The sequence below is a fragment of the Microtetraspora sp. AC03309 genome (genome assembly GCF_020826795.1).
In the GTDB taxonomy this organism is placed as follows: Bacteria; Actinomycetota; Actinomycetes; order Streptosporangiales; family Streptosporangiaceae; genus Microtetraspora; species Microtetraspora glauca.
Map to the genome: position 1 here is coordinate 26,859 of NZ_JADDIL010000023.1, position 26,382 is coordinate 53,240.

At 70.0% G+C, this 26,382-nt stretch carries 27 protein-coding genes; 10 read left to right on the plus strand and 17 right to left on the minus strand.

All coding sequences use genetic code 11. From position 1 onward, the window contains the following. The first annotated feature begins 166 nt into the window (after positions 1 to 166). Positions 167 to 898 carry a TetR/AcrR family transcriptional regulator gene (locus IMZ11_RS15825; RefSeq protein ID WP_228642080.1) on the plus strand — a complete coding sequence of 244 codons (732 nt, stop codon included), beginning with the start codon at positions 167 to 169 and terminating at the stop codon, positions 896 to 898. A 154-nt stretch (positions 899 to 1,052) separates the two neighbouring features. After that, positions 1,053 to 1,499, plus strand: a complete 447-nt coding sequence (locus tag IMZ11_RS15830; protein WP_228642082.1) for a DUF1801 domain-containing protein — start codon at positions 1,053 to 1,055, stop codon at positions 1,497 to 1,499. A 202-nt stretch (positions 1,500 to 1,701) separates the two neighbouring features. On the opposite strand, the gene IMZ11_RS15835 is transcribed toward IMZ11_RS15830, so the two are convergent. After that, positions 1,702 to 2,865, minus strand: a complete 1,164-nt coding sequence (locus tag IMZ11_RS15835) for an acyl-CoA dehydrogenase family protein (RefSeq protein WP_308066797.1) — start codon at positions 2,863 to 2,865, stop codon at positions 1,702 to 1,704. Positions 2,866 to 2,956: 91 nt separating this feature from the next. Here IMZ11_RS15835 and IMZ11_RS15840 point away from each other — a divergent pair, with 91 nt between their 5' ends. The 3 genes from IMZ11_RS15840 to IMZ11_RS15850 all read left to right on the plus strand — a co-directional run bounded on the left by IMZ11_RS15840 (position 2,957) and on the right by IMZ11_RS15850 (position 5,349). Next, positions 2,957 to 3,640 carry a TetR family transcriptional regulator gene (locus IMZ11_RS15840; protein WP_228642084.1) on the plus strand — a complete coding sequence of 228 codons (684 nt, stop codon included), beginning with the start codon at positions 2,957 to 2,959 and terminating at the stop codon, positions 3,638 to 3,640. Positions 3,641 to 3,784: 144 nt separating this feature from the next. Next, positions 3,785 to 5,104, plus strand: a complete 1,320-nt coding sequence (locus IMZ11_RS15845) for a UDP-glucose/GDP-mannose dehydrogenase family protein (RefSeq protein WP_228642087.1) — start codon at positions 3,785 to 3,787, stop codon at positions 5,102 to 5,104. 98 nt (positions 5,105 to 5,202) lie between these two features. Beyond that, positions 5,203 to 5,349, plus strand: coding sequence for a hypothetical protein (locus tag IMZ11_RS15850; protein ID WP_228642089.1), 147 nt, complete (start codon positions 5,203 to 5,205; stop codon positions 5,347 to 5,349). Here the strand turns inward: IMZ11_RS15850 and IMZ11_RS15855 are convergent, their stop codons facing one another. The 4 genes from IMZ11_RS15855 to IMZ11_RS15870 form a co-directional block, all read right to left on the minus strand. Further along, complete coding sequence (locus IMZ11_RS15855; protein WP_228642091.1) at positions 5,350 to 6,084, minus strand: alpha/beta hydrolase; 735 nt, start codon at positions 6,082 to 6,084, stop codon at positions 5,350 to 5,352. A gap of 425 nt (positions 6,085 to 6,509) precedes the next feature. Beyond that, positions 6,510 to 7,031, minus strand: coding sequence for a 5-(carboxyamino)imidazole ribonucleotide mutase (gene purE / locus IMZ11_RS15860; protein WP_228642093.1), 522 nt, complete (start codon positions 7,029 to 7,031; stop codon positions 6,510 to 6,512). Next, a complete protein-coding gene (locus IMZ11_RS15865; protein ID WP_228642095.1) occupies positions 7,024 to 8,193 on the minus strand; it encodes a 5-(carboxyamino)imidazole ribonucleotide synthase in 1,170 nt (389 codons plus the stop codon). The genes purE and IMZ11_RS15865 overlap by 8 nt, the downstream gene beginning before the upstream one ends. Before the next feature lie 90 nt (positions 8,194 to 8,283). Beyond that, on the minus strand, positions 8,284 to 9,246 hold the full coding sequence (locus tag IMZ11_RS15870; RefSeq protein WP_228642097.1) for a hypothetical protein: 963 nt from the start codon (positions 9,244 to 9,246) through the stop codon (positions 8,284 to 8,286). A gap of 286 nt (positions 9,247 to 9,532) precedes the next feature. Between IMZ11_RS15870 and IMZ11_RS15875 the strand changes: the two genes are divergently transcribed. Then, positions 9,533 to 10,018, plus strand: coding sequence for a GtrA family protein (locus IMZ11_RS15875; protein WP_228642099.1), 486 nt, complete (start codon positions 9,533 to 9,535; stop codon positions 10,016 to 10,018). Here IMZ11_RS15875 and IMZ11_RS15880 read toward each other — a convergent pair. The 9 genes from IMZ11_RS15880 to IMZ11_RS15920 all read right to left on the minus strand — a co-directional run bounded on the left by IMZ11_RS15880 (position 9,991) and on the right by IMZ11_RS15920 (position 17,308). Continuing rightward, entirely contained in the window at positions 9,991 to 11,259 is a 1,269-nt protein-coding gene (locus IMZ11_RS15880) for an ATP-binding protein (RefSeq protein WP_228642101.1), read from the minus strand. The two genes, IMZ11_RS15875 and IMZ11_RS15880, sit on opposite strands and share 28 nt — an antisense overlap. Positions 11,260 to 11,285: 26 nt before the next feature. Continuing rightward, the gene (locus tag IMZ11_RS15885; RefSeq protein WP_030451323.1) at positions 11,286 to 11,954 is read right to left on the minus strand and encodes a response regulator transcription factor; all 669 of its coding nucleotides are present in this window, start codon (positions 11,952 to 11,954) and stop codon (positions 11,286 to 11,288) included. 264 nt (positions 11,955 to 12,218) lie between these two features. Then, positions 12,219 to 12,701 carry a bacterioferritin gene (gene bfr / locus IMZ11_RS15890; protein ID WP_061253398.1) on the minus strand — a complete coding sequence of 161 codons (483 nt, stop codon included), beginning with the start codon at positions 12,699 to 12,701 and terminating at the stop codon, positions 12,219 to 12,221. Positions 12,702 to 12,716: 15 nt separating this feature from the next. Next, positions 12,717 to 12,896 carry a bacterioferritin-associated ferredoxin gene (locus tag IMZ11_RS15895; RefSeq protein ID WP_061253397.1) on the minus strand — a complete coding sequence of 60 codons (180 nt, stop codon included), beginning with the start codon at positions 12,894 to 12,896 and terminating at the stop codon, positions 12,717 to 12,719. A gap of 141 nt (positions 12,897 to 13,037) precedes the next feature. After that, a complete protein-coding gene (locus IMZ11_RS15900; RefSeq protein WP_228642103.1) occupies positions 13,038 to 13,643 on the minus strand; it encodes an MBL fold metallo-hydrolase in 606 nt (201 codons plus the stop codon). 79 nt (positions 13,644 to 13,722) lie between these two features. Further along, positions 13,723 to 14,808, minus strand: a complete 1,086-nt coding sequence (locus IMZ11_RS15905) for an S-(hydroxymethyl)mycothiol dehydrogenase (protein ID WP_228642105.1) — start codon at positions 14,806 to 14,808, stop codon at positions 13,723 to 13,725. 59 nt (positions 14,809 to 14,867) lie between these two features. Further along, positions 14,868 to 15,893 carry an adenylate/guanylate cyclase domain-containing protein gene (locus tag IMZ11_RS15910; RefSeq protein ID WP_228642107.1) on the minus strand — a complete coding sequence of 342 codons (1,026 nt, stop codon included), beginning with the start codon at positions 15,891 to 15,893 and terminating at the stop codon, positions 14,868 to 14,870. A 17-nt stretch (positions 15,894 to 15,910) separates the two neighbouring features. Beyond that, positions 15,911 to 16,423: a PH domain-containing protein gene (locus IMZ11_RS15915; RefSeq protein ID WP_228642109.1), complete on the minus strand. Its 513-nt coding sequence runs from the start codon at positions 16,421 to 16,423 to the stop codon at positions 15,911 to 15,913. Positions 16,424 to 16,477: 54 nt separating this feature from the next. Next, a complete protein-coding gene (locus IMZ11_RS15920; protein ID WP_228642111.1) occupies positions 16,478 to 17,308 on the minus strand; it encodes a biotin--[acetyl-CoA-carboxylase] ligase in 831 nt (276 codons plus the stop codon). A gap of 153 nt (positions 17,309 to 17,461) precedes the next feature. On the opposite strand from IMZ11_RS15920, the gene fdhD reads away from it, so the two are divergent. Next, the gene (gene fdhD / locus IMZ11_RS15925) at positions 17,462 to 18,328 is read left to right on the plus strand and encodes a formate dehydrogenase accessory sulfurtransferase FdhD (protein WP_228642122.1); all 867 of its coding nucleotides are present in this window, start codon (positions 17,462 to 17,464) and stop codon (positions 18,326 to 18,328) included. Between the two features lie 48 nt (positions 18,329 to 18,376). Here fdhD and IMZ11_RS15930 read toward each other — a convergent pair whose 3' ends face one another. From IMZ11_RS15930 to IMZ11_RS15940, 3 genes are all read right to left on the minus strand, one after another. After that, on the minus strand, positions 18,377 to 21,013 hold the full coding sequence (locus IMZ11_RS15930) for a phosphoenolpyruvate carboxylase (RefSeq protein WP_228642124.1): 2,637 nt from the start codon (positions 21,011 to 21,013) through the stop codon (positions 18,377 to 18,379). 117 nt (positions 21,014 to 21,130) lie between these two features. Then, the gene (locus tag IMZ11_RS15935) at positions 21,131 to 22,687 is read right to left on the minus strand and encodes a hypothetical protein (RefSeq protein ID WP_228642126.1); all 1,557 of its coding nucleotides are present in this window, start codon (positions 22,685 to 22,687) and stop codon (positions 21,131 to 21,133) included. Then, complete coding sequence (locus tag IMZ11_RS15940; protein WP_228642128.1) at positions 22,663 to 23,439, minus strand: ABC transporter ATP-binding protein; 777 nt, start codon at positions 23,437 to 23,439, stop codon at positions 22,663 to 22,665. The genes IMZ11_RS15935 and IMZ11_RS15940 overlap by 25 nt, the downstream gene beginning before the upstream one ends. 66 nt (positions 23,440 to 23,505) lie before the next feature. Between IMZ11_RS15940 and IMZ11_RS15945 the strand changes: the two genes are divergently transcribed. From IMZ11_RS15945 to IMZ11_RS15955, 3 genes are all read left to right on the plus strand, one after another. Continuing rightward, entirely contained in the window at positions 23,506 to 25,095 is a 1,590-nt protein-coding gene (locus IMZ11_RS15945; protein WP_228642130.1) for an acyl-CoA carboxylase subunit beta, read from the plus strand. 68 nt (positions 25,096 to 25,163) lie between these two features. Beyond that, positions 25,164 to 25,331 (plus strand): hypothetical protein, encoded by a 168-nt coding sequence (locus tag IMZ11_RS15950; protein ID WP_374462277.1) that lies wholly within the window; start codon positions 25,164 to 25,166, stop codon positions 25,329 to 25,331. Between the two features lie 101 nt (positions 25,332 to 25,432). Further along, on the plus strand, positions 25,433 to 26,371 hold the full coding sequence (locus tag IMZ11_RS15955; protein ID WP_228642135.1) for an NYN domain-containing protein: 939 nt from the start codon (positions 25,433 to 25,435) through the stop codon (positions 26,369 to 26,371). Positions 26,372 to 26,382 lie beyond the last annotated feature (11 nt).

Genomic DNA, 26,382 nt, shown 5'->3' on the forward strand with positions numbered 1-26,382 from the left:
GCCGGGCAAACCTGGCGGAATCGGGTGCTCGCTCCGCCGCTCTGCCCGTGACGCTGGACTGGTCGGGCGCAGGATCGTGGATGTGATACCTACACCGTAAGTATTACCTATGATGGAGAATATAGACCTACGATGTAGGTTGAGCAAGGCGCGGAGAGGGTGGCGAGTGGCGAAACGTACGCAGGGCAAACCGGCCGGACTGAGCCGCCAGCGGATTGCCGCCGCGGCAGTGGACCTCGTCGATCGCCAGGGTCTGGAATCATTCGGGGTGCGGCGCCTGGCGTCCGAGCTCGGCGTCGATCCGATGTCGATCTACAACCACATCAAGGGCAAGGCCGCGCTGCTGGACGCCGTCTCCGAAGCCGTCCTGACAGAGGTCTCGGCCACCTCCGCGCAGTGGCCGGACGACTGGACGGCCATCGCGCGCACGATGGCCCGTGGATATCGGGACATGGCGATGCGCCATCCCCGCATCTTCCCGTTGCTGGCGACCCGAGCGCAGACCTCAGCGGTGGCCCTTGAGGCGCTCGAGCGGCTGACAGCGGCGATGCGTCGCGCCGAGATCCCCGACCAGACGATCGCGGACGCCCCCCTCGTTCTCTTTGGATTCCTCAACGGGTACCTGCTCGCCACCGTGAGCGCGGATCCCGATGGGACCGGCGACCCCGCAACGGGCGCGGCCCCACCGGCGTTCGATCCGACCCTGTATCCGACCCTGTCCGCCCTGGCTCCCCTGCAAGCGGGGTTCGGTGGTGAGGCCGAGTTCGAGCGGATGCTGGAAACGGTCGTGGCCGGCATCGCCGAGGGTGCGACCAGACCGCGGGCGGCGCGTTCAGGGCGAGGGTCCCGGGGCGTCACGGCCGCGAGGCCGACAAGCGACGGAACAGTGATCGTTTAGCGTCGGACAAGTTCGTTCGGGCGCGACCGCCTGTTCCGCCCGCGCGCCAATTCCCAAGAGCGCGGTTGGAGGATCGTCGGTGTCCGGCGCGACGTCGTGTGCGGCCCCTATGCGCCCCACGAACTTTGTCGTCCTGACGTGGGAGCATGACTTCATGGCGACATCGAAACAGCCGGTGACGGTCCCGACGGACGCCAGCGTCGACGACTTCCTGGCCGCGGTCCCCGACGAACGCCGGCGGGCCGACGCGGAGCGCCTCCGCACGATTCTGCGCGAGGTGACCGGCGAGCCCGCGGTGATGTGGGGCCCGAGCATCGTCGGCTTCGGCAGCTACCGCTACACCTACGAGAGCGGGCGCACGGGCGACTGGCCCCTGGCTGCCTTCTCGCCGCGCAAGCAGCAACTCGTCGTCTACCTGGTGGGCGGGTTCGAGGAGCGGCACGCATCGGTGCTCGCCCGGCTCGGTCCACACAAAACCGGAAAGGGATGCCTCTACCTGAAACGGCTCGGCGAGGTCGACGAGAGCGCGCTGCGCGAGCTCATCGACCGCACGGTGCGGGTACATAAGGGCGTCGACCGGGCCAACCAACGCCGAGGATAACGGGGAGCCCATAAAACGTTGCGCCTCCACATGATGTCCGGCTCCCACGACCGCGCCCGGAAGGCCATCGATGACCGTCTGTTCCGGCCGCGCGGCGTCTCTCACGGAACAGGGACGGAACAGTGATCGTTTAGAGGCCTTGTCCGGACACAGGAAACCCCGCCTCCCGGATACGGGAAGCGGGGTTTCCGCACGTCAGGGGTTACTTCAACAGCTGGCGGGCCATGACCATGCGCTGGATCTGGTTGGTGCCCTCGTAGATCTGGGTGATCTTGGCGTCGCGCATCATGCGCTCGACCGGGTACTCGCGCGTGTAGCCGTAGCCGCCGAGAAGCTGGACGGCGTCGGTGGTGATCTCCATGGCGGCGTCGGAGGCGGCGCACTTGGCCGCGCTGGAGAAGAACGTCAGGTCCTTGACCGGCGTGCCGTGCATGGCGAGCTCGGACTTCGCGGCGGCGGCGTAGGTGAGCTGCCTGGCGGCCTCCAGCTTCATCGCCATGTCAGCGATCATGAACTGGAGCCCCTGGAACTCGGCGATCGGCTTGCCGAACTGCTTGCGCTCCTTGACGTACCCGATGGCGTAGTCGAGCGCGCCCTGCGCGATGCCGAGCGCCTGGGCGGCGATCGTGACGCGGGTGTGGTCGAGGGTGGCGAGCGCGGTCTTGAAACCGGTGCCGGGCGCGCCGATCATGCGGGACTCAGGGATGCGCACGTTCTCCAGGATGACCTGCCGGGTGGGCGAGCCCTTGATGCCGAGCTTCTTCTCCTTGGCGCCGAAGGACACCCCCTCGTCGGCCTTCTCGACCACGAACGCGGAGATGCCGCGCGCGCCGGCCGACGGGTCGGTCACCGCCATGACCGTGTAGTACTCCGACACCCCGGCGTTGGTGATCCACATCTTGGTGCCGTTGAGCACGTAGTGGTCGCCGTCCTTGACCGCGCGGGTCTTCATTGCGGCCGCGTCGGAGCCGGCCTCGGGCTCGCTCAGCGCGTACGAGAACATCGCCTCGCCGCGGGCGACGGGCGGGAGGTAACGCCGCTTGAGCTCGTCGGACGCGGACAGCAGCAGCGGGACCGTGCCCAGCTTGTTGACGGCGGGGATGAGCGAGGACGAGGCACAGGCGCGCGCCACCTCCTCGATCACGATGACGGCGGCGAGCGCGTCGGCCCCGGCCCCGCCGTACTCCTCGGGAACGTGCACGGCATGGAATTCGGCGGCGACGAGGTCCTTGTAGACCTCCCACGGGAACTCCTCGTTCTCGTCCGCCTCCGCGGCACGCGGCGCGATCTTCTCGTCGGCGAGGGCCCGGATGGCCTCGCGGAGCATCTGGTGCTCCTCAGATGGCTGGTACAGCTCCGCGTCCACGGTTTATCCTCCTTTGTGGCATCTTGTGCATCACTATAAGACACTGAGTGCCAACCGAGAAGGCGCTCTTACCCGAAAGGACGGGTCACGCGTGCCGGTTCGACGTGACGTACGGCGAAGCCTTACCGCCGCCGCCCTCGACCTGTTCCTCGCCCAGGGCTTCGACGAGACGACGGTGGACCAGATCGCCGAGGCCGCGGGTGTGGCGAGGCGCACCTTCTTCCGGCACTTCCGGGTGAAGGAAGACGCCATCTTCCCCGACCACGACGCCATGCTGCGGGAGATCGTCGCGCATCTGGAGGCGGCGTCCCCGCTGATCTCACCGCTGACGACCGTCACGGAGGCGGCGCTGATGGTCGTCGACACCTACGCCGAGGATCCGGAGACGTCGGTCAAGCGCTACGAGCTGACCCGGCGCGTCTCGTCCCTGAGGGAACACGAGATCGCGGCGACCAGCCGCTACCAGCGGGCGTTCGCGGCCTTCCTCAACGAGCGCGACGGCGCCGAGGAGCCCCGGCGGCTGCGCCACGAGGTGATCGCGGCGGCCATCGTGACCACCCACAACCATGTGCTGCGCGGCTGGCTTCGCGGCGGCGGGACGGGCGACGTGCGAACCCGGACCGCCGAGGCGCTGTCCGGCGTCCTGGCGGGCCTGGAACCCTGGTTGGACGATCACGATCGACCTGCCGACAACCAGGACGAGGTGCTGATCGTGGTGACCCGCCGCCGCACGCCCCTGTGGAAGATCGCCCAGGAGATCGAGTCCGCCAGGTGACCTCCAGATGTCCTTACAGGAAAGGGATTGTGGACATCAGGTGCGCCTACCAGCGGCCCGACCGTTGTTTGGTGAGGTGCTGACTGGGGCAGTTGACTGGCCCGATACCATGCGCACACCCCGTACAAACAGGTAGATGGGAGCATGGCCGTGCCGTACCGCCTGACAGTGCTCGGGACCGGATACCTGGGAGCCACCCATGCGGCGTGCATGGCCGAGCTGGGCTTCGAGGTGCTCGGCCTCGACGTCGATCCCGGCAAGATCGAGCGCCTCCAGCGCGGCGAGCTGCCCATCCACGAACCCGGCCTTGAGGAACTGCTCCAGCGCAACCTCGCCGCCGGCCGGCTCAGGTTCACGACCTCCTACCAGGAGGCGGCCGAGTTCGGTGACGTCCACTTCGTCTGCGTCGGCACGCCGCAGAAGAAGGGCGAGTACGCCGCGGACGTGTCCTACCTCGACGCCGTCGTGGAGTCCCTCGCCCCTTTTCTCGACCGCGAGTGCCTGGTCGTGGGCAAGTCCACCGTCCCCGTCGGCACCGCCGAGCGGCTCGCCGAGAAGCTGATCCGACTCTCGCCCGCCGGGTCGCAGGTCGAGCTGGCGTGGAACCCCGAGTTCCTGCGTGAGGGCTTCGCCGTGCAGGACACCCTCAAGCCCGACCGGATCGTGATGGGTGTGGCCTCCGAGCGCGCCGAGAAGGTGCTGCGGGACGTCTACACGCCGCTCGGCGACATCCCGGTGGTCGTGACCGACTACCCGACGGCCGAGCTGGTCAAGTCGGCGGCGAACGCCTTCCTCGCCACCAAGATCTCTTTCATCAACGCGATGGCCGAGGTGTGCGAGGCGTCCCACGCGGACGTCAAGCAGCTCTCCCTGGCCCTGTCGTTCGACGAGCGGATCGGCGGGAAGTTCCTCAACCCCGGCCTCGGCTTCGGCGGCGGGTGCCTGCCGAAGGACATCCGGGCGTTCATGGCGCGCGCGGGGGAGCTCGGCGCCGACCAGGCGCTGACGTTCCTGCGCGAGGTCGACGCCATCAACATGCGTAGGCGGGCCCGCATGGTCGACCTCGCGCGCGGCCTCGTCGGCGGCTCGTTCCACGGCTGCACGGTGGGCGTCCTCGGCGCGGCGTTCAAGCCCAACTCCGACGACATCCGGGACTCCCCCGCTCTGGACGTGGCGGTGACGATCAGCCAGGCGGGCGGGCAGGTGACGGTGTACGACCCTGTCGCGCTCGAGAACGCGCGCCGGGCGCACCCCGGGCTCGGCTACGCGGAGAGCGCCACCGGCGCGGTCAGCGGCGCCGACGTCGTGCTGCTGCTGACCGAATGGCGGGAGTTCGTGGTGCTCGACCCCGAGGAGCTCGGTACGGCGGTGCGTACCCGGAACATCGTGGACGGCCGCAACGCACTCGACGCCGAGACCTGGCGGGCGGCCGGATGGAACTACCGCGCGCTCGGCCGCCCGTAGCCCGCTACTCGGCATAGTCGACGGCGACGCCAGCGCCAGCGGGACCTTCACCGACGTCAATCCGGAGACGCGCCCGCCCCGACCGGCCGGTACCGCCGATGGCCGGTACCGCCGCGATCGGGGCGGGCGTGCATCTGATGGCCACCGCCTTCGAGGAGGGCCGGGACCTGTCCTCGATGAGCGGCGTGCTGGCCGGCGCCGCCTACCGCCTGCCGCCGGCCTGGGGGCTGGGCCCCTGCCCGTAGCTAGCGCAGATGCCGGGCGAAGAACCCGGCCGCGTCCTCCCCTGCGAACTGCGGGACGCCGGTGTGCCCGCCCATGTTGGCGTGCAGCGATTTCTCTTTGGAGCCGAAGGCGTCGAACAGGTCCAGAGCCGCCTGCCGGTCGTTCCCTTCGTCGTCCCACTGCAGTAGGACGTGCAGCGGAATGGTGACCTGCCGGGCCTCCTCGAACATGGTGCGAGGCACGAAACTCCCGGCGAAGAGGCCGGCGGCCACGATGCGCGGCTCGACCACCGCAAGCCGGATGCCGATGGAGATCACTCCTCCGGAGTACCCGACCGGGCCACCGATCTCGGGCAGCGACAGGAGGGCATCCAGGGCAGCCTGCGATTCCGGGACCGCCTTGTCGACGAGCGGGAGGATGAGGGCGTCGATGATCTCGTCGCCGACCGGCTCGCCGGCCTCCATAGCCCGGCGCAGGTCGGCGCGAGCCTGCTCGGCGGCGGCCCAACGGGGCCGGTCACCGCTCCCGGGGAGCTCGATGGCGGCCGCGGCGAAGCCCTCCGCCGCAGAGTGCCGGGCCCGCGCCACCAGCCGGGGGTACATCTTGTGCAGTCCGAGCGGGGGGTGGCCGAGCAGGATCAGCGGGACCGGTGCGGATGCGGATGCGGGCGTCCACAGGATGCCGGGGATCTCGCCGAGGGTGAATTCGCGTTCGAGGACGCCGTCGTCGAGGCGCTGTTCAGAAGTGAATCGCATGGTCGTGCCTTTCGGGAGTGCTCTTGAACGGCGCTCCCGGACGACCTATCGCCCGACCGTGACCCCAGAAGAGGGGAGCACCCATGTCGATATTGCGTTCACGGGTACCACCTCCTCGTTCTCTGGCACGGCCTCCGAAAAATTAGCAGAGGTCGCCGTGGTCCGCCAACGGGTTTTTGCGGAGGCTCCGTAGCCGGACGCCACGGAGCCACTCGCCTGAAGGCAGGCTTCAGGCTCCGGGGCCCGCCGCGAAGGCGGTCACGCACAGCCAGCAAGATCCAACGGATTCACAGCCGCTCGCTTGACAAGCGCGGAGAAGGCGCCCAGGCGCCCCTCCGGCACACCACTCCATGCGCCGCGCCGACCGAGAGCCGGCCTCGGCCGGCGCGGCCGGCGCGGCCGGCGCGGCCGGCGCGGCCGGCGCCTCAGGAGAGGGAGCCCAGCTCTCTCGCCTCGGCGCGGAGCCGCTCCCCCTTGGCGTACGCCTGGGCCTTGAGGTTGGCCTGGAACTCCTCCATCCGCTCCCGCAGGGCGGGATCGGCGGCGGCGAGGATGCGTACGGCCAGCAGCCCGGCGTTGCGGGCGCCGCCGACGGCCACGGTGGCGACCGGAACCCCGGCCGGCATCTGGACGATCGACAGCAGCGAGTCCATGCCGTCGAGGTACTTCAGCGGCACCGGGACGCCGATCACCGGCAGCGGCGTGACCGACGCGAGCATCCCCGGCAGGTGCGCCGCGCCGCCGGCTCCCGCGATGATCACCTGCAGGCCGCGGGAGGCCGCATGCGTGCCGTACTCGATCATCTCGGCGGGCATCCGGTGCGCGGAGACGACGTCGGCCTCGAACGGCACGCCGAACTCCTGGAGCGCCTCGGCGGCCTGCCGCATGACCGGCCAGTCCGAGTCGCTTCCCATCACGATCCCGACGGGGGTCCCCACCTCAGACATCGATCGGTCCCCTCAGACAGTCGGCGGCGTGCCAGGCGCGGGCGCGTACCTCGTCGAGGTCGGTGCCGAGCGCGGTGACGTGCCCGATCTTCCGGCCGGGCCGTACGTCCTTGCCGTAAAAATGGATCTTGATGCCGGGGTCGTTCGCCATGACGTGCTCGTACCGGGCGAAGACGTCGGGATCGGGCCCGCCCAGCAGGTTGACCATGACGACGACGGGCGCGGTGGGCGACGGCGAGCCGAGCGGCAGGTCGAGGACGGCCCGCAGGTGCTGCTCGAACTGGGAGGTCCTGGCGCCCTCGATGGTCCAGTGACCGCTGTTGTGCGGGCGCATCGCCAACTCGTTGACGACCAGTCCGGACGTGGTGGCGAACATCTCGACGGCGAGCAGGCCGGTCACGCCGAGCTGCTGCGCGATGCGGAGGGCGACGCGCTGCGCCGCGGCGGCGTCCTCCGCGGCCAGGCCGGGGGCCGGGGCGATCACCTCGACGCAGATGCCGTCCTTCTGCACGGTTTCGACGACGGGATAGCTGACGCCCTGCCCGTGCGGCGATCTGGCGACCAGTACGGCCAGCTCCCGCTCGAACGGTACGAACGCCTCCGCGAGCAGCGGCACGCCGGAGTCGACGACCTCGCGCGCCTCGTCCGCCGACGCGCAGACCCAGACGCCCCGGCCGTCGTAACCGCCGCGCACGGCCTTCAGCACGACCGGCCAGCCGTGCTCCTCGCCGAACGCCTCGACGTCGGAGAGCTCGGACACGCGCGCCCAGGCCGGGCAGGGGGCGCCGATCTCCGTCAGCCGCTCCCGCATGACCGCCTTGTCCTGCGCGTGGACCAGCGCCTCCGCCCCCGGATGTACGGCGAGGCCGTCGTCGACGAGGGCCCGGATGTGCGCGGTCGGCACGTGCTCGTGGTCGAAGGTGACCGCGTCGCAACCTTTGGCGAAGTCGCTCAGGTCTCCCAGGTCACGGTAGTCACCGATGCGGGTGTCGACGATCACGCGGGCGGCGCTCTCGTCCCGGGAGTTCGCGAGGACCCGCAGCTCGACGCCGAGCGCGATCGCCGCCTGCTGCATCATCCTGGCGAGCTGTCCCGCTCCCACGACGCCGACAACCGGGCCGACGACCGGGCCGGGGGTTTGGGGCACGTTTGGGCTGTTCACGACATGCCAGCCTACCGATTCCACCGGACCGGGATTCCCCTGCCATGCCCTCCGCCCGGGACGCGGGACGCGTCCCGCCGCGGATCGCGGTCAGGAGGTGGTGATGTCCGCGAGAACCCGGCGCAGCCCGACCGTGGACAGCCCGCCGCTCGCCGACACCCGGGTGGCCAGGAAGAGCAGCTCTCCGCTGGTGACGCTGCCGGTGGGCCCCTGCCCGGTGAACGCGCGTACGGCGGCGGCGCCGTACCGGGGATGGGCGAGGGACGAGCGCCCGGCTCCGGGCTTCTGGGTGAGGACGAGCCGCAGCGTGTGGAAGACCAGCGCGCCTCCGTCGGGCAGCGGCAACGCGTACGCCGGCCCTTCCAGCCGGACGTCGGCGGACAGCCGGTCCCGCTGGGCTCGCGCGGGCCTCGCCGCCAACTCGCGCAGCAGGTCGCGCATGGGATCACCGGACGGGAGCCGGACCCCGCTCACCCCCGCCGGGTCGGTGAGGAACGCGAGCAGCCGGGTGGGCACCAGGCTGGCCCGGACCTGCGTGTCCCGGTCGGCTCCCGCGGCGACCGGCCCCTCCTCCAGCTCGGGGACCTCGCCGACGACCGGAATGGGGCCTGCGCCGAGCCGCCAGCGCCCGTCGGCCCGTACGAACACGAAGTAGGCGGGCCGCGGCGCCCGGGCGAGGGCCGCGAACCAGGGCCGCTCCCCGGGGTCCTCCGGCAGGTAGAACTCGACGTCCGTGTAGGCGTCCGCGGCGGGGACCGGCTGCCCCTTCCTGGCGGCCTGGCAGGCCCGGCCGGACAACACGCTCTCCGTCCACGCCGTCAGGAACTCGATCTTCGCGCAGTCCTGGTGCTTCCAGGCGTCCCTGAGGTCGGAGAGCCCCGCGAAAGCGGCGGTGGCGTCCTCGCGCGTGGCCGCCGCCGGTCGTGAGACGGTTTCACCGGGCCGCTCACCGACCGTGGCCGGGCTCCGGTCGCCGCATCCCGCCAGCAGTACGGATCCGAGGGCGACGACGGACACGACGGCGGGTGGTCGCATCAAGGGTCGGCGCGGCACGGCGGAGCCACCTTTCCAGTCACGCTTCCAGTCACGCTTCCAGTCACGCTTTCCGGTCACGCGTCAGTACGCGCTCACGATCCCCGAACCAGTCGGGAGAGTAGTGGGTCTCACTCGCCTTAACCCGAGATAGCCGGATATTTCATGAAACTTTCTTCCGTTTCTGGGAAGACCGGCCCTCCTTCCCAGGTAGTGGAGAGGGAGCGGGAGGACTGTGACCATCGGAACCCCCGGGACCGGTAGCCTGGGGAGAACGCAGTGCAGGCCGGGAAGGATCGAGCGAGTCGTGCAGCTTCTCCGAGGCGTCTACGAGCGGTTCGCCGCCATCCTCCATGAGCTGATCAAGTTCGGCCTGATCGGCGCGCTCGCGTTCGTCATCGACTTCGGCGGCGCGAGCCTGCTCCGCTTCGTGATCGAGCTGGGGCCGCTGACCTCCAAGACCATCGCGACCGTCGTCGCGGCCACGTTCGCCTACTTCGGCAACCGCTTCTGGACGTTCCGGCATCGGGAGCAGAGCGGCCTCGCCCGCGAGTACATCATGTTCTTCCTGCTCAACGCCGTCGGCCTGGCGATCTCGCTGGCCGTGATCGCGTTCGTCACGTACGCCCTGGGGCGGCACGACGCGGTCAGCTTCAGCGTCGCGCAGATCGTCGGGCTGGTGCTGGGCACGCTGTTCCGCTTCTGGTCCTACAAGAAGTGGGTGTTCCTCGCCGTGCCCGACACCCCCGTCTCGGTGGTGGAGACTCAGGCCGGGCCGCTCACCACGCGGTAACGCCCGTCGTCCTCGACGTGCCGCAGGAAGATCGCGAAGATCGCCGGCCGTCGTTTGATCAGCTCCAGCCGCCCGCCGTCCGCGGCGACGATCGACCGGGCGAGCGTCAGCCCGAGCCCGGTGCCTCCCGCTCCGCTCACGTTGCGTTCGAAGACCCTGGTGCCGAGCTCCTCGGGGATGCCCGGTCCCTGGTCCGCCACCTCGATGACGACCGATTTCTCCGTGCTCGTCGTGGTAATGGTGAGCGTGCCGCCGCCGTGCTGGAGGGAGTTCTCCAGGAGGGTCGAGATGGCCTGACTCAGCCCGCCCGTGGTGCCGAGCGCCCGTAGGCCACGGCTGCCCACCAGCTTGAGCGAGCGCTGCGCCCGCCGGAAGGCGGGCTCCCACTCGGTGACCTGCTGGTCCAGGATCTGGTCCACGTCGATCGGCTCGGCCTGGGAGTGCCGCTGCCGCCGCGCGGCGGCGAGCAGCTCGTCGATCACCGCGGTCAGACGCTCGACCTGCACGATCGCGGCCTCGCCCTCCTCGCGGACGATCGCGGGCTCGCCCGCCGCGGCGACGATCTCCTCCAGCCGCATGTTCAGGCCGGTGAGCGGTGTGCGCAGCTGGTGCGACGCGTCCGTCGCGAACTCGCGTTCCCTGCCGAGCAGCTCCGCGATGCGTACGGCACTGCGGTCCAACACCTCGGCGACCCGGTTCAACTCGGGGATGCCGTATCTGTGCCGGCTGGGCCGGGCGTCCCCTGAGCCGAGCCGCTCCGCGATCCTGGCGAGATCCTGGAGCGGCAGCGTCAGGCGTAACGAGGTCACGATGGCGAGCCCGACCGCCACGCCGAGCGCCGCGAGGACGAGCGCGACGATGAGCACCAGTCGCGCCCGGACGCCCTGCTGGACCTGCGCGGCGTCCCGGCTGATCCGGACGTAGCCGTTCTCCGACCGCGCTTCCGCGGTCAGTTGCCGGTGCGCCGGAGGTGCCGTGCCCGCCGCGATCGGCGCGGTCCCCTGCACGAACACCTGGATGTACCGGTCGGGATAGTTCTTCTCCAGCTGCTTGGGGTCGATGGATTGCTCCTGGCTTATGGAGTACTCGACCCCGATAAGCAGCCGGGTGGCCTCGGAATGCAGCTCCTGCGAGGCCTCGTCGTGGATCAGGCGGACGACGACCACGCCCAGGGGGACCCCGAGCAGCAGTACCGCGATGACCGCGACGAGCAGCATCGAGGAGAGCAGGCGCCGACGCACGTGCTAGTCCTTTCGCCCATATGGGCCTACTCGCGCTCGAATCGGAAGCCCACTCCCCTGACGGTCGTGATGTAACGCGGCTTGGCGGCGTCGTCCCCGAGCTTCCTGCGAAGCCAGGAGATGTGCATGTCCAGGGTCTTGGTGGACCCCCACCAGTTGGTGTCCCACACCTCCCGCATGATCTGCTCGCGGGTGACCACCTTGCCCGCGTCGCGCACGAGCACGCGCAGCAGGTCGAACTCCTTCGTGGTCAGGTGAAGCTCCTTGTCCCCCATCCAGGCGCGGCGGGAGTCGGCGTCGATCCTGACGCCCTGGACCACCGGGGTCTCGGAGGTACCGCGCCGCAGCAGTGCCCGTACACGGGCGAGCAGCTCGGCGAGGCGGAACGGTTTGGTCACATAGTCGTCGGCCCCGGCGTCGAGGCCCACGACGGTGTCGACTTCGTCGACGCGTGCGGTGAGAATCAGCACCGGTGTGCCGTGCCCTTCGGCGCGGATCCGGCGCGCGACCTCGAGGCCGTCCATCTCGGGCAGGCCAAGGTCGAGAACTATGAGGTCGACACCTCCCGACAGAGCCCTCTCCAGGGCCTGCGGGCCATCAGGGCTCACCTCTACCTGATAGCCCTCCCGGCGCAATGCGCGCGCGAGCGGCTCGGAAATCGAGGTGTCATCCTCGGCGAGAAGTACGCAGGTCATGAAGCGATCGTAGGACCTTAAGGGGTTGTTTCCCGGCCACAGCGCGCGGTTTGACTTGTCGTTGACCCATCAATTGACCTGGGCAAACACTGATAAATGGCCAATAGTCCGTACGCAAGGGTTCCAGCTTTTCGCCGTACCGCTCCACCGGCTGTACCCAGAACGGCGAATGGCGACACGCGGCGGCCACTCCTTCATCGCATGGGAAAGGGAGGCAAAAAAGAACGCCCGCCGAAAACGGCGGGCGTCAAATGTCCGGAAATTTCAGGAGGACGACGGAGGTTCGGCGTACCGCTGCAGATACAGCTTCTCCCCAAGGCTCTCGAAGAGCCCGAGCTCGGTCTCCAGGTAGTCGATGTGCTTCTCCTCGTCCTCGAGGATGTCCTCGAAGATGTTGGCCGAGGTGATGTCGCCGCGCTCACGCATGAACGCGATGCCTGACTTCAGACGCTTCACCACGCCGTACTCCAGCGCCAGGTCCGCCTGCAACTGCTCCTTGACGGTCTGCCCGATGTGCAGTGTGTTCAGCTTCTGGTAGTTGGGCAGCCCCTCCAGGAAGAGGATCCGGTCGGTGAGCCGCTCGGCGTGCTTCATCTCGTCGAAGGACTCGTGCCGGGTGTACTCGGCGAGCTTGGTGTATCCCCAGTTCTCCTGCATCTTGGCGTGCAGGAAGTACTGGTTGATCGCGGTGAGCTCGGAGGTGAGCTGCTCATTGAGCAGCGCGATGATTTCTTTGTCGCCCTGCATCAGGGGCCTCTCGATCTATGCGCTGGTGACGAGGTCGTCTGATCTCTTCAGCATGGCACAGATCTTCCGCACGCAGAGAGCGCAGTCCCCTCCGGCGCCCGTCATGTCGCGCACCTGGCGAGCGCTCTTGGCGCCGTCCGCGATGCAGTCGTGCACTTCGCTCTCGGTCACCGCACGACAGATGCAGACATACATGGCGGCCTCTCGGAGGGGATTAAGGTAAGGCACACCTAAGATAACCCACCAAGGTAAGGCTTGCCTATGTGAGGCGCCCCACATTCTCCCGTGCGGGGCGCCTCGGCGCGTCGCGGTGACGCGCGGCGGCCACAGGACGCTCTAGTCGATGTTCGGCGCCTCGGCGCCGATCGTGGTCGACTCGCCGTGACCGGTGTTCACGACGGTCTCCTCCGGCAGCGTCAGCAGCTTCTTCCTGATCGACTCGACGATGGTGTCGTGCGACGAGAACGACCGGCCGGTGGCACCCGGGCCGCCCTGGAAGAGCGTGTCCCCGGTGAAGACCACCCCCAGCTCGGGGGCGTACAGGCAGACCGCGCCGGGCGCGTGACCGGGCGTGTGCAGCACCCGCAGCTCCGGACCGCCGGTCTCGATGACCTGGCCGTCCTCAAGCGGCTGGTACGGCACCGCCGAGCCGTACTCCATCTCCCAGAGGACCTGGTCGGCGGGGTGGAGCAGGATCGGCGCCCCGGTGCGCTCGGAGAGCTCGGCGGCGGCGTTGATGTGGTCGTTGTGCGCGTGGGTGCAGACGATCGCCCGCAGCCGGCGCGACCCGACGGCCTCGGCGATGGCGGCGGCGTCATGGGCCGCGTCGATCACCACCACCTCGTCGTCGGAGCCGACCAGCCAGACGTTGTTGTCGACCTCCCACGTCCCGCCGTCCAGGGAGAACGTGCCCGATGTGATCAGGCGGGAGACAGTGCTCATCGATGGATCTCTTCTCGCGTAGCGGATTGCGCAGATTTCGCTGGGCTCGCAGGGTTCGCCGGTTCGGTCACCGGATCCGTCAGAGGAGCACGACCGAGCGCAGCACCTCTCCGCGGTGCATCTTGGCGAACGCCTCCTCGACCTGGTCCAGCCCGATCGTCTCAGAGACGAAACCGTCCAGGTTGAGCCGCCCCTGCAGGTAGAGATCGATCAGCATGGGGAAGTCCCGGCTCGGCAGGCAGTCGCCGTACCAGGAGGACTTGAGCGAGCCGCCACGGCCGAACACGTCGAGCAGCGGCAGGTCGAGCCGCATCTCGGGGGTCGGCACGCCGACCAGGACGACGGTCCCGGCGAGGTCGCGGGCGTAGAACGCCTGCTCGTAGGTCTCGGGTCGGCCGACCGCGTCGATCACGACGTCCGCGCCGTGGCCGTCGGTCAGCTCGCGGATCGCCTCGACGGCGTCGGTCTCGCGGGAGTTGACCGTGTGCGTGGCCCCGAAGTCGCGAGCCCAGGCGAGCTTGCGGTCGTCCACGTCCACCGCGATGACCTTGCCCGCTCCGGCGAGGCCCGCTCCGAGGACGGCCGCGTTCCCCACACCGCCGCAGCCGATGACGGCCACGGAGTCACCGCGGGTCACGCCGCCCGTGTTGATCGCGGCCCCCAGCCCGGCCATCACGCCGCACCCGAGCAGGCCGGCCACCGCCGGCTTGGCCTCGGGGTTCACCTTGGTGCACTGCCCGGCGGCGACCAGTGTCTTCTCCGCGAACGCGCCGATGCCGAGCGCCGGGCTCAGGACCGTTCCATCGGCGAGGGTCATCTTCTGCGCGGCGTTGTGCGTGTTGAAGCAGTACCACGGGCGTCCGCGCAGGCAGGCCCGGCACTGGCCGCACACGGCACGCCAGTTGAGGATGACGTAGTCACCGGGGGCGACGTCGGTCACGCCGGGGCCGACCGCCTCGACCACACCGGCCGCCTCGTGTCCCAGCAGGAACGGGAAGTCGTCGTTGATCCCGCCCTCGCGGTAGTGCAGGTCGGTGTGGCAGACGCCGCAGGCCTGGACGTTCACCACGGCCTCTCCCGGACCGGGATCGGGGACGTGGACGGTCTCCAGCGTCACCGGCTCGCCCTTGCCCCTTGCGATCACACCCTGGACCTCGTACGGCATATTCGCCCCTCATCTCAGATAAACGGGAAGGTTAGAGTTTTTCATGACACCTGGGCACGTCAAGCGCCCGTCCCCGTGGCGGAAGAGCTACGGCGAACGACGTACGGCTGGACGAGCCCCAGGCCACGAGCCGGTCGGCGGCGGATCCGCATCACCTCGACCCCCGCCGCGCCCTCCAGCCCCTGGGCCATCTCGCTGTCGGCGAGGATCGCCCCCGGCCGCGCGATGGCGGTCAACCGGGCCGCGAGGTTGACCGTGGTGCCGAACACGTCGCCCATCACCGGAAGCACCGGGCCGTAGGAGAGGCCGATCCGTACGTCGGGCCCCTCCGCGCCCCGCCCGATGGACCGCTTGAGCTCGTCGACCAGGTCGAGCGCGATCCGCGCCGCCGTCGCCGGGACGGGCGCGGTGAACAGCACCTCGTCGCCGAGGGTCTTGACGAGCCGCCCGCCGTGCGACGCGATGACGTCGGAGGTACGCGCCTCGAACCCCTCCACCAGATCGGCCAGGGCGAACTCGTCCAGTTGCCGGGAGAACGCCGTGAACGACACCAGGTCGGCGAACCCCACGGCCAGCGACATGCGCGACGCCGTCGGCCGCTCGTCCGCGAGCTCGGCGAGGGCGAGCAGGCGGCTCGCGGTGGCGGCGAGCTGCGCCCGCCACACGTGGACCAGCGTCTGCTCGAAGTCCGGCAGGAACTGGGCCGCGATGGTCATCGATCGGGCGAGGTCCTCGTCGCTCGGCCGCGTCTGCGGGTCGAGGACCGCGCCGATCATGATCTCCGCCTGCCACTCGGCGAGCCGCGACGTCGTACGGCCGAGCGCCCGCGCCATCCGGACGATCGCCCGCTCGTCCAGAAGGCCGGTGTCCAGCATGGCCTTGATCCGGCGCAGCGCGTCGACGTCGCCGTCGTTGAACGCCACCGCGTCGTCGGCGAGCGTGGCGAAGCCCAGCGCGCGCCAGATCCGGCCGGTGACGTCCTGCGGGAGGCCCGCCGCGGCGGCCACCTCGCGACGGGTGTAGCGGGGCGGCGAGCCGAGGAACAGTCGCCGGATGTCCTCAGCGGTGGGACGCCGTGTGGCCACCTTCCCCTCCTGCCGGCCTACTTGCCGTCGATGTTCCCGTCGGAGGCATCCTCCACCAGGCGGAACAGCTCCTGGCGGACCAGCTGGATCTTCGGGATGTCCAGATAGTCGATCTCGCCCTTCTCCGAGGCCGACTCGACCCGGAGCGTCCCGCATCCGAGGATCCGCTCGATGAACTTCTGGTCCGAGCTGACACTGTTGACCTTCGCCAACGGGATGTCGTCGTCCGACTTGTTCAGGATGCCGGTGCTGATGGCGAAACGGTGCGACGTCAAGGTGTACGACGTGGTCTTCCACCGCAGGTAGGGGATAAACGTCCACAATGTCAGGGCGACGACGGCGACCACGGCCACCGCGATCCTGGCGTACCCGGAATAGGTGTAGTCGTTGGGAATGAAGTAGATCGCGGCGCTGGAGACGGCCACGACGAGGACGAACGCGAGGAAGGGAACGATGAGCCGCTTCCAGTGAGGGTGAAACGAGTGCACGATGCGCTCGCCCTCAGTCAAATGGTGTTCAGGGAGACCCATGCGGCAAATCGTGGCACGTTCGCACCCCGCCGCGCGACGGTCACCGCCAAGGTGTCATACGGCCGGCCGTACGTGGACCACGTCACCCGCGCTCAGCGTGTGCTCCTCGCGGCCCGAGCGCACGAGCAGGCAGCCGGACGCGTCCACGCCGGTGGCGACCCCGGTCAGCGTCCGGTCGCCCGGCAGCTCCACCCTGACCTCCTGCCCGATCGTCGCGCACGAGGCGAGGTACGCGGCGCGCAGGCCGCAGGCGTCCGGATCGCCGCCCGCGGAGACCCACTCGCGGTAGTGCGTCTCGATCTCCCGGAGCACGGCGCGGAGCAGCGGGTCGCGGTCGACGCACGCGGCCTTCTCCACGGCCAGCGAGGTCGCCCGCTCGACGGGCAGCTCGTCCGGCCGCAAGGAGACGTTGAGCCCCATGCCCACGACGATGCCGCCCTCCACCCGCTCCGCGAGGATCCCGGCCAGCTTGCGCTCGCCGACGAGCATGTCGTTGGGCCACTTCAGCCGGACGTCCACCTCCGCCACGCGCCGTACCGCCGACGCGGCGGCGACACCGACCAGCAGCGGCAGCCAGCCCAGCCGGGCCGGGCGAGCCGCCGCGGCGCCGGGCCGGAACAGCATCGAGACGGCCAGCCCCGAGCGCGGCGGGGCCGACCACACGCGGCCGAGCCGTCCCCTGCCCGCGACCTGGGACTCGGCGACGAGGACAGCGCCCTCCGGAGCGCCGCCGCAGGCCTCCTCGGCGAGGTCGGCGTTCGTGGACCCCGTCTCCTCGACCACCGTGATCTCGGACCAGAGCGATCCGGGACGGATCAGGGCCTTTCGCAGCGCCTTCTCGGACAGCGGCGGCCGATCGAGGTCGGTGAAGGGCGAGTCCGGCATCTCTTCAGGCTATCGGCCTCGCCTCTCCCCCCGCCGCGGGGTCCCCGGAGGCCGGCCGGGCGTACCCTGAACACGCACCCGGGCACCGGAACGCGAGCCCTTCCGCACGATCGCGGTTTCCGCCCGTCCCCTCCGACCAGTGAAAATGAGATCGTGACCTTGCAATCGGGCGACAGCCGTACGACCCGCCCCGGACCGGTCACCAGGACCCGTGTCCGCCACGTGTCCGGCTCCGGCGTGCGGGACCGGCGGGACGACCTCGCCACCGAGGAGCCGCTGGAGATCCGGCTGACCGCCGGAGGCGAGAGCCGCACCATCGCGATCACGATGCGGACGCCGGGCGCGGACTTCGAGCTGGCCGCCGGGTTCCTGCACGGCGAGGGCGTCGTCGGGACCGGGGACATCGCGGCCATCGGCTACTGCACCGACGAGGACATCGAACCGGAGGCCCGCTACAACACCGTGACCGTCCGGCTGGCCGCCCAGACCCTGCCGGACATATCTCAGCTTGAGCGGCATTTCATGACGTCGAGCGCCTGCGGGGTCTGCGGTACGGCGAGCCTCGACGCGCTCCGCGGCCGTTGCGCGCCCCTCGCCGCCTCCCCGGACCTCACCGTCTCCGCCGAGGTCCTGTACGGACTGCCGTCCCGGCTCAGGGAGGCACAGGGTGTGTTCGGGCGCACCGGCGGGCTGCACGCGGCGGGCCTGTTCACACCCGACGGCACCCTGGTCGCGGCCCGCGAGGACGTGGGACGGCACAACGCCGTGGACAAGCTGGTCGGCTGGGCGCTGCTGGACCGCCGGCTGCCGCTGGGCGAGCACGTCCTGCTGGTCAGCGGGCGATCGAGCTACGAGATCATGCAGAAGGCCCTGACCGCGGGCGTCCAGGTCGTCTGCGCGGTCTCCGCGCCCTCGTCGCTCGCCGTCGACCTGGCCCGCGAGTTCGGCATGACCCTCGTCGGCTTCCTGCGCGACGAGCGGTTCAACGTCTACTCCGGCGCCGACCGGATCACCACCTAGCCCGTACGGCCGGGGCGGTGATCCGGGGCGAGGGCTCCGGGCTGACGGTCAGCCGGTGTTCTGCAGGCCGGCCGCCACGCCGTTCACGGAGAGCAGCAGCAGCGTGGAGAGGCGATCCCGCTCCCCCTCGGACAGGTCGCCGTCCGCGCGCAGCGCCGACAGCGCGCGGAGCTGGAGGTGGCTGAGCGCGTCCACGTAGGGGTCGCGCAGCTGCACCGCCCGGGACAGGACCCGGCGGTTCTCCAGCAGCCGGGAATGCCCGGTGATCTCAAGGACCAGCTTCCTGGTGAGGTCGTACTCCGTGAGCACCTGCTCGACGAAGTCCTCCCTGCCGCCCAGCGCGAGGTAGCGCGAGGCGATCGCCCGGTCGGTCTTGGCCAGCGACATCTCCACGTTGTCCAGCAGCGAGGCGAACAGCGGCCACTCCCGGTAGGCCGATCGCAGCTCGGCCAGTCCGCCGCCGGAGACGACCGCGGCCAGCCCGCTGCCCAGGCCGTACCAGCCGGGGAGGTTGACCCGGGTCTGGGCCCAGGCGAACACCCACGGGATGGCCCGCAGGTCGTCCAGGGACCGGGGCGCGCCGAGCCCGCGGCGGGCCGGACGCGACCCGAGCCGCAGCGAGCCGATCTCCTCAAGGGGGCTGACCAGCGCGAACCACTCGGCGAAGCCCGGCGCCTCGGTCAGCGCGCGATAGGCACTCTCCGACGCCGACGCCACCTGCTCGGCCAGCGTGCGGAACTTCGCCGCCGCGGCGGCCGTACGCGACTCGACCATGGGCGTGGAGGCGAGCAGGACGGCGTTGGTGACCTGCTCGATGTGGCGGCGGGCGATGGCGGAGTGCCCGTAGCGGGCGAAGATGACCTCGCCCTGCTCGGTGACCTTGAACCGACCCGCGACCGAACCCGGAGCCTGGGCGAGCACCGCCCGGTTGGCCGGGCCGCCGCCCCGGCCGAGGGCGCCGCCCCGGCCGTGGAAGAGCGTGAGGCGGACGTCGTTGGCCTCGGCCCACGCGGTCAGCGCGGCCTGCGCGTCGTACAGGCGCAGCGTCGCGGCGGCCGGGCCGAGTTCCTTGGCCGAGTCGGAGTATCCGAGCATGACCTCCAGCCTGCGGCCGTTGGCGGCGAGCCTCCGGCGTACCGGTTCGAGCTCGACCATGCCCGTGAGCACGTCGGACGAGTTGTCCAGGTCCTCACCCGACTCGAACAGCGGCACGACGTCCAGGACCGGGGCCCGGTCGCCGAGCGCGTGCCTGGCCAGCTCGTAGACGGCCGCGATGTCGTCGGCCGACCGGGTGAACGACACGACGTAGCGGGAGCAGGCGGTCACGCCGAACCGCTCCTGGATCCAGGCGATCGTCCGGATCGTGGCGAGGACCTCCTCGCCGCGCTCGGAGAGCGTGCCCGAGGCGATCTCCTCCAGGGTCGCCGCGTGGACCTGCGAGTGCTGGCGCACCTCCAGCTCGGCCAGGTGGAACCCGAAGGTCTCCACCTGCCAGATCAGGTGCTGCAGCTCGCCGTACGCCTGCCGTACGGCGCCGGCCCCGCGCAGGGACTCCTGTACGAGTCTGAGGTCGTCGAGCAGCTCGTCCGGCGAGCGGTAGGCCAGGTCCAGGTCGCGGCGCCGCGTGGCCGCGACGCGTGTGGCGACGTAGAGCAGCCACTGGCGGTGCGGCTCCTGCGGCGAGCGGGTGGCCATCTCCGACACCATGTCCGGGAAGTCGCCGGTGGCGCGGGCGAGCGCGGCCCGCAGTTCGGCCGACGGCGGCGTGTCCATGGCGCCCGCGGTCATCGTGCGGCCGATCCGGGTGGTGGCGTTCTCCAGCGCGGTGAGCACGTGCTCGGACTGGATCAGGACGGCCTCGCGGGTCACCTTGGACGTCACGTTCGGGTTGCCGTCGCGGTCGCCGCCGATCCAGCTTCCGTACCGGATGTACGCCTTGGCCAACGGCTGGCGCGTACCGGTGCCCGGTTCGAGCGCCGCGTCCAGCGAACGGTAGATCAGCGGCACGGTGCGGAAGAGCGTCTCGTCGAAGGCCGCCATGGCGGTGCGGACCTCGTCGAGCGGGTCCAGCTTCGTCGAGCGGAGCTGCGCGGTCCGCCAGAGCAGGTCGATCTCCTCCAGCAGCCGCCGGTGGGCCTCCTCGCGCTCGCCCGCTCCCCTGCCCGGGGCGTTGTACGCGTCGAGCCGGCCGCTGATCCGCTGGATCGCGGTGACGACGGCCCGCCGCCGCGCCTCTGTCGGGTGGGCGGTGAGCACGGGACGGTATTCCAGCCCGCCGACCAGGTCGGCGGGCCGCTCGTCACCGCGCAGTTCCTGCACGGCCTCCGCGAGCGACTCCCTGAGGGGGACGTCGTCCCGGTCCCGCTGCCGGAGGATGCGGATGCGGTAGTGCTCCTCGGCGAGGTTGGCCAGGTGGAAGTAGCAGGTGAACGCCCGCGCGATCTGCACCGCGCGGTCGATGGGCCACTCGGCGACGAGGGCGGCGACCTTGTCGGCCGTCGTGTCGCCGCGCCGTGCGCCGATCACCGCTTTGCGCAGGCGTTCGACGTCGGCGAGGAGGTCGGGACCGCCGTGTTCGGCGATCACCTGACCCAGGAGTCCACCCAGGAGACGGACGTCCGCACGGAGCTCATCAGGCATCTCCGTGACGGCACTGTGTCGTTCAGCAGGAGCGATGGCGGCCATGTTTCGAAGACTAGCGACTTGGGTCACAGCGTCGGATATCGGTCTCACCAATTGGACTAGACCACTTGTCTGGACCGCTCATCGGACCTTTCACCAGGCCTTATGCGGCCTCACCTGTCAGGTCGGGCGGGACACCGCCGCGATGATGTCCGGGAGGCGGTTGTTTCCGATCATGCCGCCGAGCCTGCGGCCGCCCCACGCGGCCAGGAACCCGTACGGCACGGCCAGCGCGCTCGCCCACGTGAGGCCGAACAGGACCGGCAGGAACACCGGAAGCGCGATCACGCTGGTGCCCAGCATCGCCCCGAACGAGCCGAGGAACGCCTCGCCGCCCTGTCCCGGGGCCGCCCCGCTGAAGGCGTTGAGCCGGTCGGGGAAGGTGTAGGGGAGGATCACGCTGGTCACCGCTCCCACACCGAGGCCGACCCCGAGCACGCCCCACGCGCTGAGCACGGCGGGCACGGCCCAGACCGGCTCGCCCGCGACGACGGACGAGACGACGGAGAGCACCAGCAGCAGCGGCACCGCGATGATGGCGACCGCCAGGTGCCGGCCGGCGAGGTCGGTGCGCACGTCGCGCTCCGTGGCGAACGCGACCGCGTTCATCCAGAGGGAACGGCCGTCGATGCCGTAGGCGTTGGCCGCCTGCATCCCGATCATCATCGCGGCCAGGCACGCCGGGCCGATCACGAACACGGGTCCGCTCCAGCCGTCCGGCCCGCGAAGCGAGAGCATGAGGACGCCGGTCACCGCGACCGATGTGAACCAGACGACCCGGCCGCGCGGCTCCCGCCTCGCGTACTTGAGCTCCTTGGCGACGACCGCGCCGAGCATCCCCCGCGGCAGGAGTCCGCCGAGGCGCGAACGGCGTACCGAGCCGCCGCTCTGGCTGGAGGAGTCGGGCGTGACGAGGGCCCTGCGCAGCGCGACGATCCACAACCAGGCGAGCACGGCGACCGTCAGCGCGACGATCACGAGCTCGCCGAGACCGGCGATCCCGCCGTCGACGATCGCGTGGGCCGCCATCCCGGGCGGTGCCCAGCGCAGCACCGAGGCGGCGGCGTCCACCATCTCCGCGGGGTCGCCGGAGAAGCCCTGGTTGGCGAGCAGCCCGGGGAGCTGGAACAGGAGGATGACGAGCACGGCGCCCACGGCGAGCGCGTCCCGCCCGCGGCGGCTGCGCAGCGAGGCGGACAGCGCGGTGGTGACGGCGCGGGAGGCGACCAGGCACAGGGAGAACTGCAGCACGACGGCGACGACGCCGATCAGCACGCCGCCCGGCTCGGAGGCGAGGCCGGCGACCGCGCCCGCGAGCACGATCAGCGAGGCGAGCGGCCAGGGCCCGGCCGCGGACGCGGCGAACAGGCCGGTCGCCATCTGCCGGGTGGTGAGCGGGAACAGCGCCAGCCGGGACGGGTCGAGCGTCTCGTCCAGGCCGAAGGCCAGCAACGGGACGAAGATCCACGCGATGGTGAACACCGTGAACGCCACGATCCCGATGTCCGCCGCGACGCCGGGGTCAGCCAGCCGCAGCAGGGCGAAAAGGGTGAACCCCACGATGGCGCAGGCGAGGGCGGCCAGGCTCGTGAAGACGAAGCCGACCTGCTTGATCGTGTCGCCGTGCAGGTTGCCCCGGATCAGCCGCAGCTTCAGACGGACGAAGAGCCCAACCACGACAGCCCCTCCTCCCCTCCGCCGCGCACGCCGACCAGGTCGAGGAACGCCTCGTTGAGAGTACGGCCGCGCCGGATGGAGTCGATGGGGCCCTGGGCCACGATGCTGCCCCGGCTCATCACGGAGACCCAGTCGCAGAGCCGCTCGACGAGGTCCATGACGTGGCTGGAGAAGACGACCGTGGAGCCGGACGAGGTGTATCGCTGGAGGACCTCGACCAGCGTGTTGGCCGAGACCGGGTCGACGCCCTCGAACGGCTCGTCGAGGAAGAGCACGTCGGGGTTGTGCAGCAGCGCGGCGGCCAGGCCGATCTTCTTGCGCATGCCGGTGGAGTAGTCGACGACCAGCTTGTCCTGTGCCTCGACCAGATCCATGACCCGGAGCAGCTCGTCGGCCCGGCGCTCGACCTCGTCTCGCGGGATGCCCCTGAGCTGGCCGTTGTACAGCAGGAGCTCCCGGCCGGAGAGCCGCTCGAACAGGCGCAGCCCCTCGGGGAGCACGCCGATGCGCGACTTGACCTTCACCGGATCGCTCCACACGCCGTGGCCGTTGATCTCGATCACGCCGGCGTCCGGCCGCAGCAGGCCGGTGACCATGCTGAGGGTGGTGGTCTTACCCGCGCCGTTGGGCCCGACCAGCCCGGCGAAGCTGCCCCTCGGCACGATGAGGTCGACGCCGGCGACGGCGATCTGCTGACCGAATCTCTTGAACAACCCTTGGGTGCGCACCGCCTCGGGCTTTCCCTCAACCATGCCGTCAACTCTGCCAGACGGCCCAGAGTCGCGGGCCTCCCCCGGCGCCTGGTTACCCTGCAGAACATGACCGCGGAACGGGTACCCGAGATCGATATCCACACGACCGCAGGCAAGATCGCCGACCTGGAGCGTCGCCGGCACGAGGCCGCCCACGCCGGTTCGGCCAGGGCGGTCGAGAGACAACACGCCAAGGGCAAGATGACCGCCAGGGAGCGGGTGCGCGCCCTGCTCGACGAGGACTCGTTCGTCGAGTTCGACACCATGGCCAGGCACCGGTCGACGAGCTTCGGCCTCGACCGCGAGCGGCCGTACGGCGACGGCGTGGTCACCGGCCACGGAACCGTCGACGGCCGCCCCGTGGCGGTGTTCGCGCAGGACTTCACGGTGTTCGGCGGCTCCCTGGGCGAGGTCTTCGGCGAGAAGATCGTCAAGGTCATGGACCACGCGCTCAAGACCGGCTGTCCGGTGGTCGGCATCAACGACTCGGGCGGCGCGCGGATCCAGGAGGGCGTCGTCTCCCTCGGCCTGTACGCCGAGATCTTCAAGCGCAACGTGCACGCGTCGGGCGTGATCCCGCAGATCTCCCTGATCATGGGCCCGTGCGCGGGTGGCGCGGTCTACTCCCCCGCCCTGACGGACTTCGTCCTGATGGTGCGGGAGAAGTCGCACATGTTCATCACCGGCCCGGACGTCATCAGGACCGTGACCGGCGAGGAGGTGACGTTCGAGGAACTCGGCGGCGCGCACGCGCACGGGTCGAAGTCCGGTGTCGCCCACTACGAGGCCGCGGACGAGGAGGACTGCCTGGATTTCGCCCGGGCGCTGCTGTCCTACCTGCCGTCCAACAACATGGACGACGCCCCGGTCCACGACGCCGACGCGCCGATGGAGGTCACCCCCGAGGACGTCGAACTCGACACCGTCATCCCCGACTCGGCGAACCAGCCGTACGACATGCGCTCGGTGGTCGAGCGCATCCTGGACGACGGCGAGTTCCTGGAGGTCCACGCGGGCTTCGCGCCGAACATCGTGGTGGGTTTCGGACGGGCCGAAGGGCGTTCCGTCGGCGTGGTCGCGAACCAGCCGATGAGTTTCGCCGGAACGCTGGACATCGCGGCATCCGAGAAAGCCGCACGTTTTGTCCGGACTTGCGATGCCTTCAATATTCCAGTCCTGACATTTGTTGATGTTCCTGGATTCCTACCAGGTACCGACCAGGAATGGAACGGAATCATCAGGCGCGGGGCGAAACTCCTCTACGCGTACGCGGAGGCCACGGTGCCGCTGGTCACGGTCATCACCCGCAAGGCGTACGGCGGGGCGTACGACGTCATGGGATCCAAGCATCTCGGCGCGGACGTCAACCTCGCCTGGCCCACGGCGCAGATCGCGGTGATGGGCGCCCAGGGGGCGGTCAACATCCTCTACCGGCGCGAACTGGCCGCCGCCGAGGACGCCGAGGCGGCGCGCGCCACGTTCGTCAGCGAGTACGAGGACATGCTGGCCAACCCCTATCTGGCGGCGGAACGCGGCTACGTGGACGCGGTGATCAGGCCGTCCGAAACCCGGATCCAGATCATCAGAGCTCTGCGCGCCCTCCGCAACAAGCGGGCGACGCTGCCGCCCAAGAAGCACGGGAACATCCCCCTGTGACGACGCCGGAGACGCCCCGCGTCGAGATCGTCCGCGGTGACCCGACCCCGGAGGAGGTCGCCGCGCTCGTGGCCGTCCTCCTCGCCGCGCGCGCCCACGAGTCCGTCTCCGGAGGAGGCGTTCCCGGGCCTTCCACCGAACCCGTACGTAAGAAATGGGCAAACCCCGCACATGGGATGCGGAGGGGACTCGCGCACGGTCCTGGGGCATGGCGTTCGCCCATGCTTCGGCATTAGATCAGCGGAACAGGGTGTCAACACGCTCAAGAGTTGGGAGTATCTAGAAAAGGGGGAGATATAGTCAGCCGATCATCTAGTGACGAGTCCTGGAGGACGACATGGCCATCCCGGACCTCACCGCACACAGCATGGCTGCCAAGTACGCGGTCCTCGTGGACGTCGGCTACCTTTACGCCGCGGCCGGCGAAGTCCTGCTGGGGGCGAAGGAGCGCAAGGAGTACCGCGTCGCCGCGGATGAGCTCATCCAGTCGCTGCAGAAGCACGCGATGGAGCGCATTCCCGGCGAGTTGCTCCGTGTCTATTGGTACGACGCCGCACGCGACCGGGTTCCGACGGTCGACCAGCGCGTGATCGCCCAGCTTCCCTGGGTGAAGGTACGGCTTGGCAACCTGAACGCTCGCGGCCAGCAGAAAGGCGTGGACGCCCAGATCCGCAGCGACCTGGAAGCCCTCGCCCGGCATCACGCCGTCAGCGACACCGTGCTGATCGCGGGTGACGAGGACATGGTTCCCGCCGTGGAGGCCGCGCAGGCGTACGGCGTCCGTGTGCATCTTTGGGGGGTGGAGCCGCCGTTCGGCACCAACCAGGCGGAGCGGCTGGTGTGGGAGTCGGACACTGTCGAGATTCTGAGCGCCGATTTCCTGCGTCCCTATTTCAACCGAGCGCCCGTCCCGGTTCCCGTCACGCCCGCGCCGTCCCCGGCGCAGGTCTTCGCCGGCCGCACCGTCAAGCCGATGCCGCCGAAGGCACCCGTCGGGCAGATCACCAAGCTGGGCCCCGGACGACCGCACGTCGAGGAGGTCGGCGAACATGTCGCGCAGAAGTGGATACTGACCCGCGGCCGCGACAACATCAGGGATCTGCTTCCCGGGCCCATCCTGCCGACCGTCATCGACACCGAACTGCTGATCGAGGCGGAGAAGGAGCTGGGCCACTCGCTGCGCCCCTATCCGGAGGCGAGGGTGTGGCTGCGCGACGGCTTCTGGGCCAGGGTCTACCGCGAGTTCGACCTCGGGGTCGGCATCTCCAGCAAGTGAGGGCCGGCCGG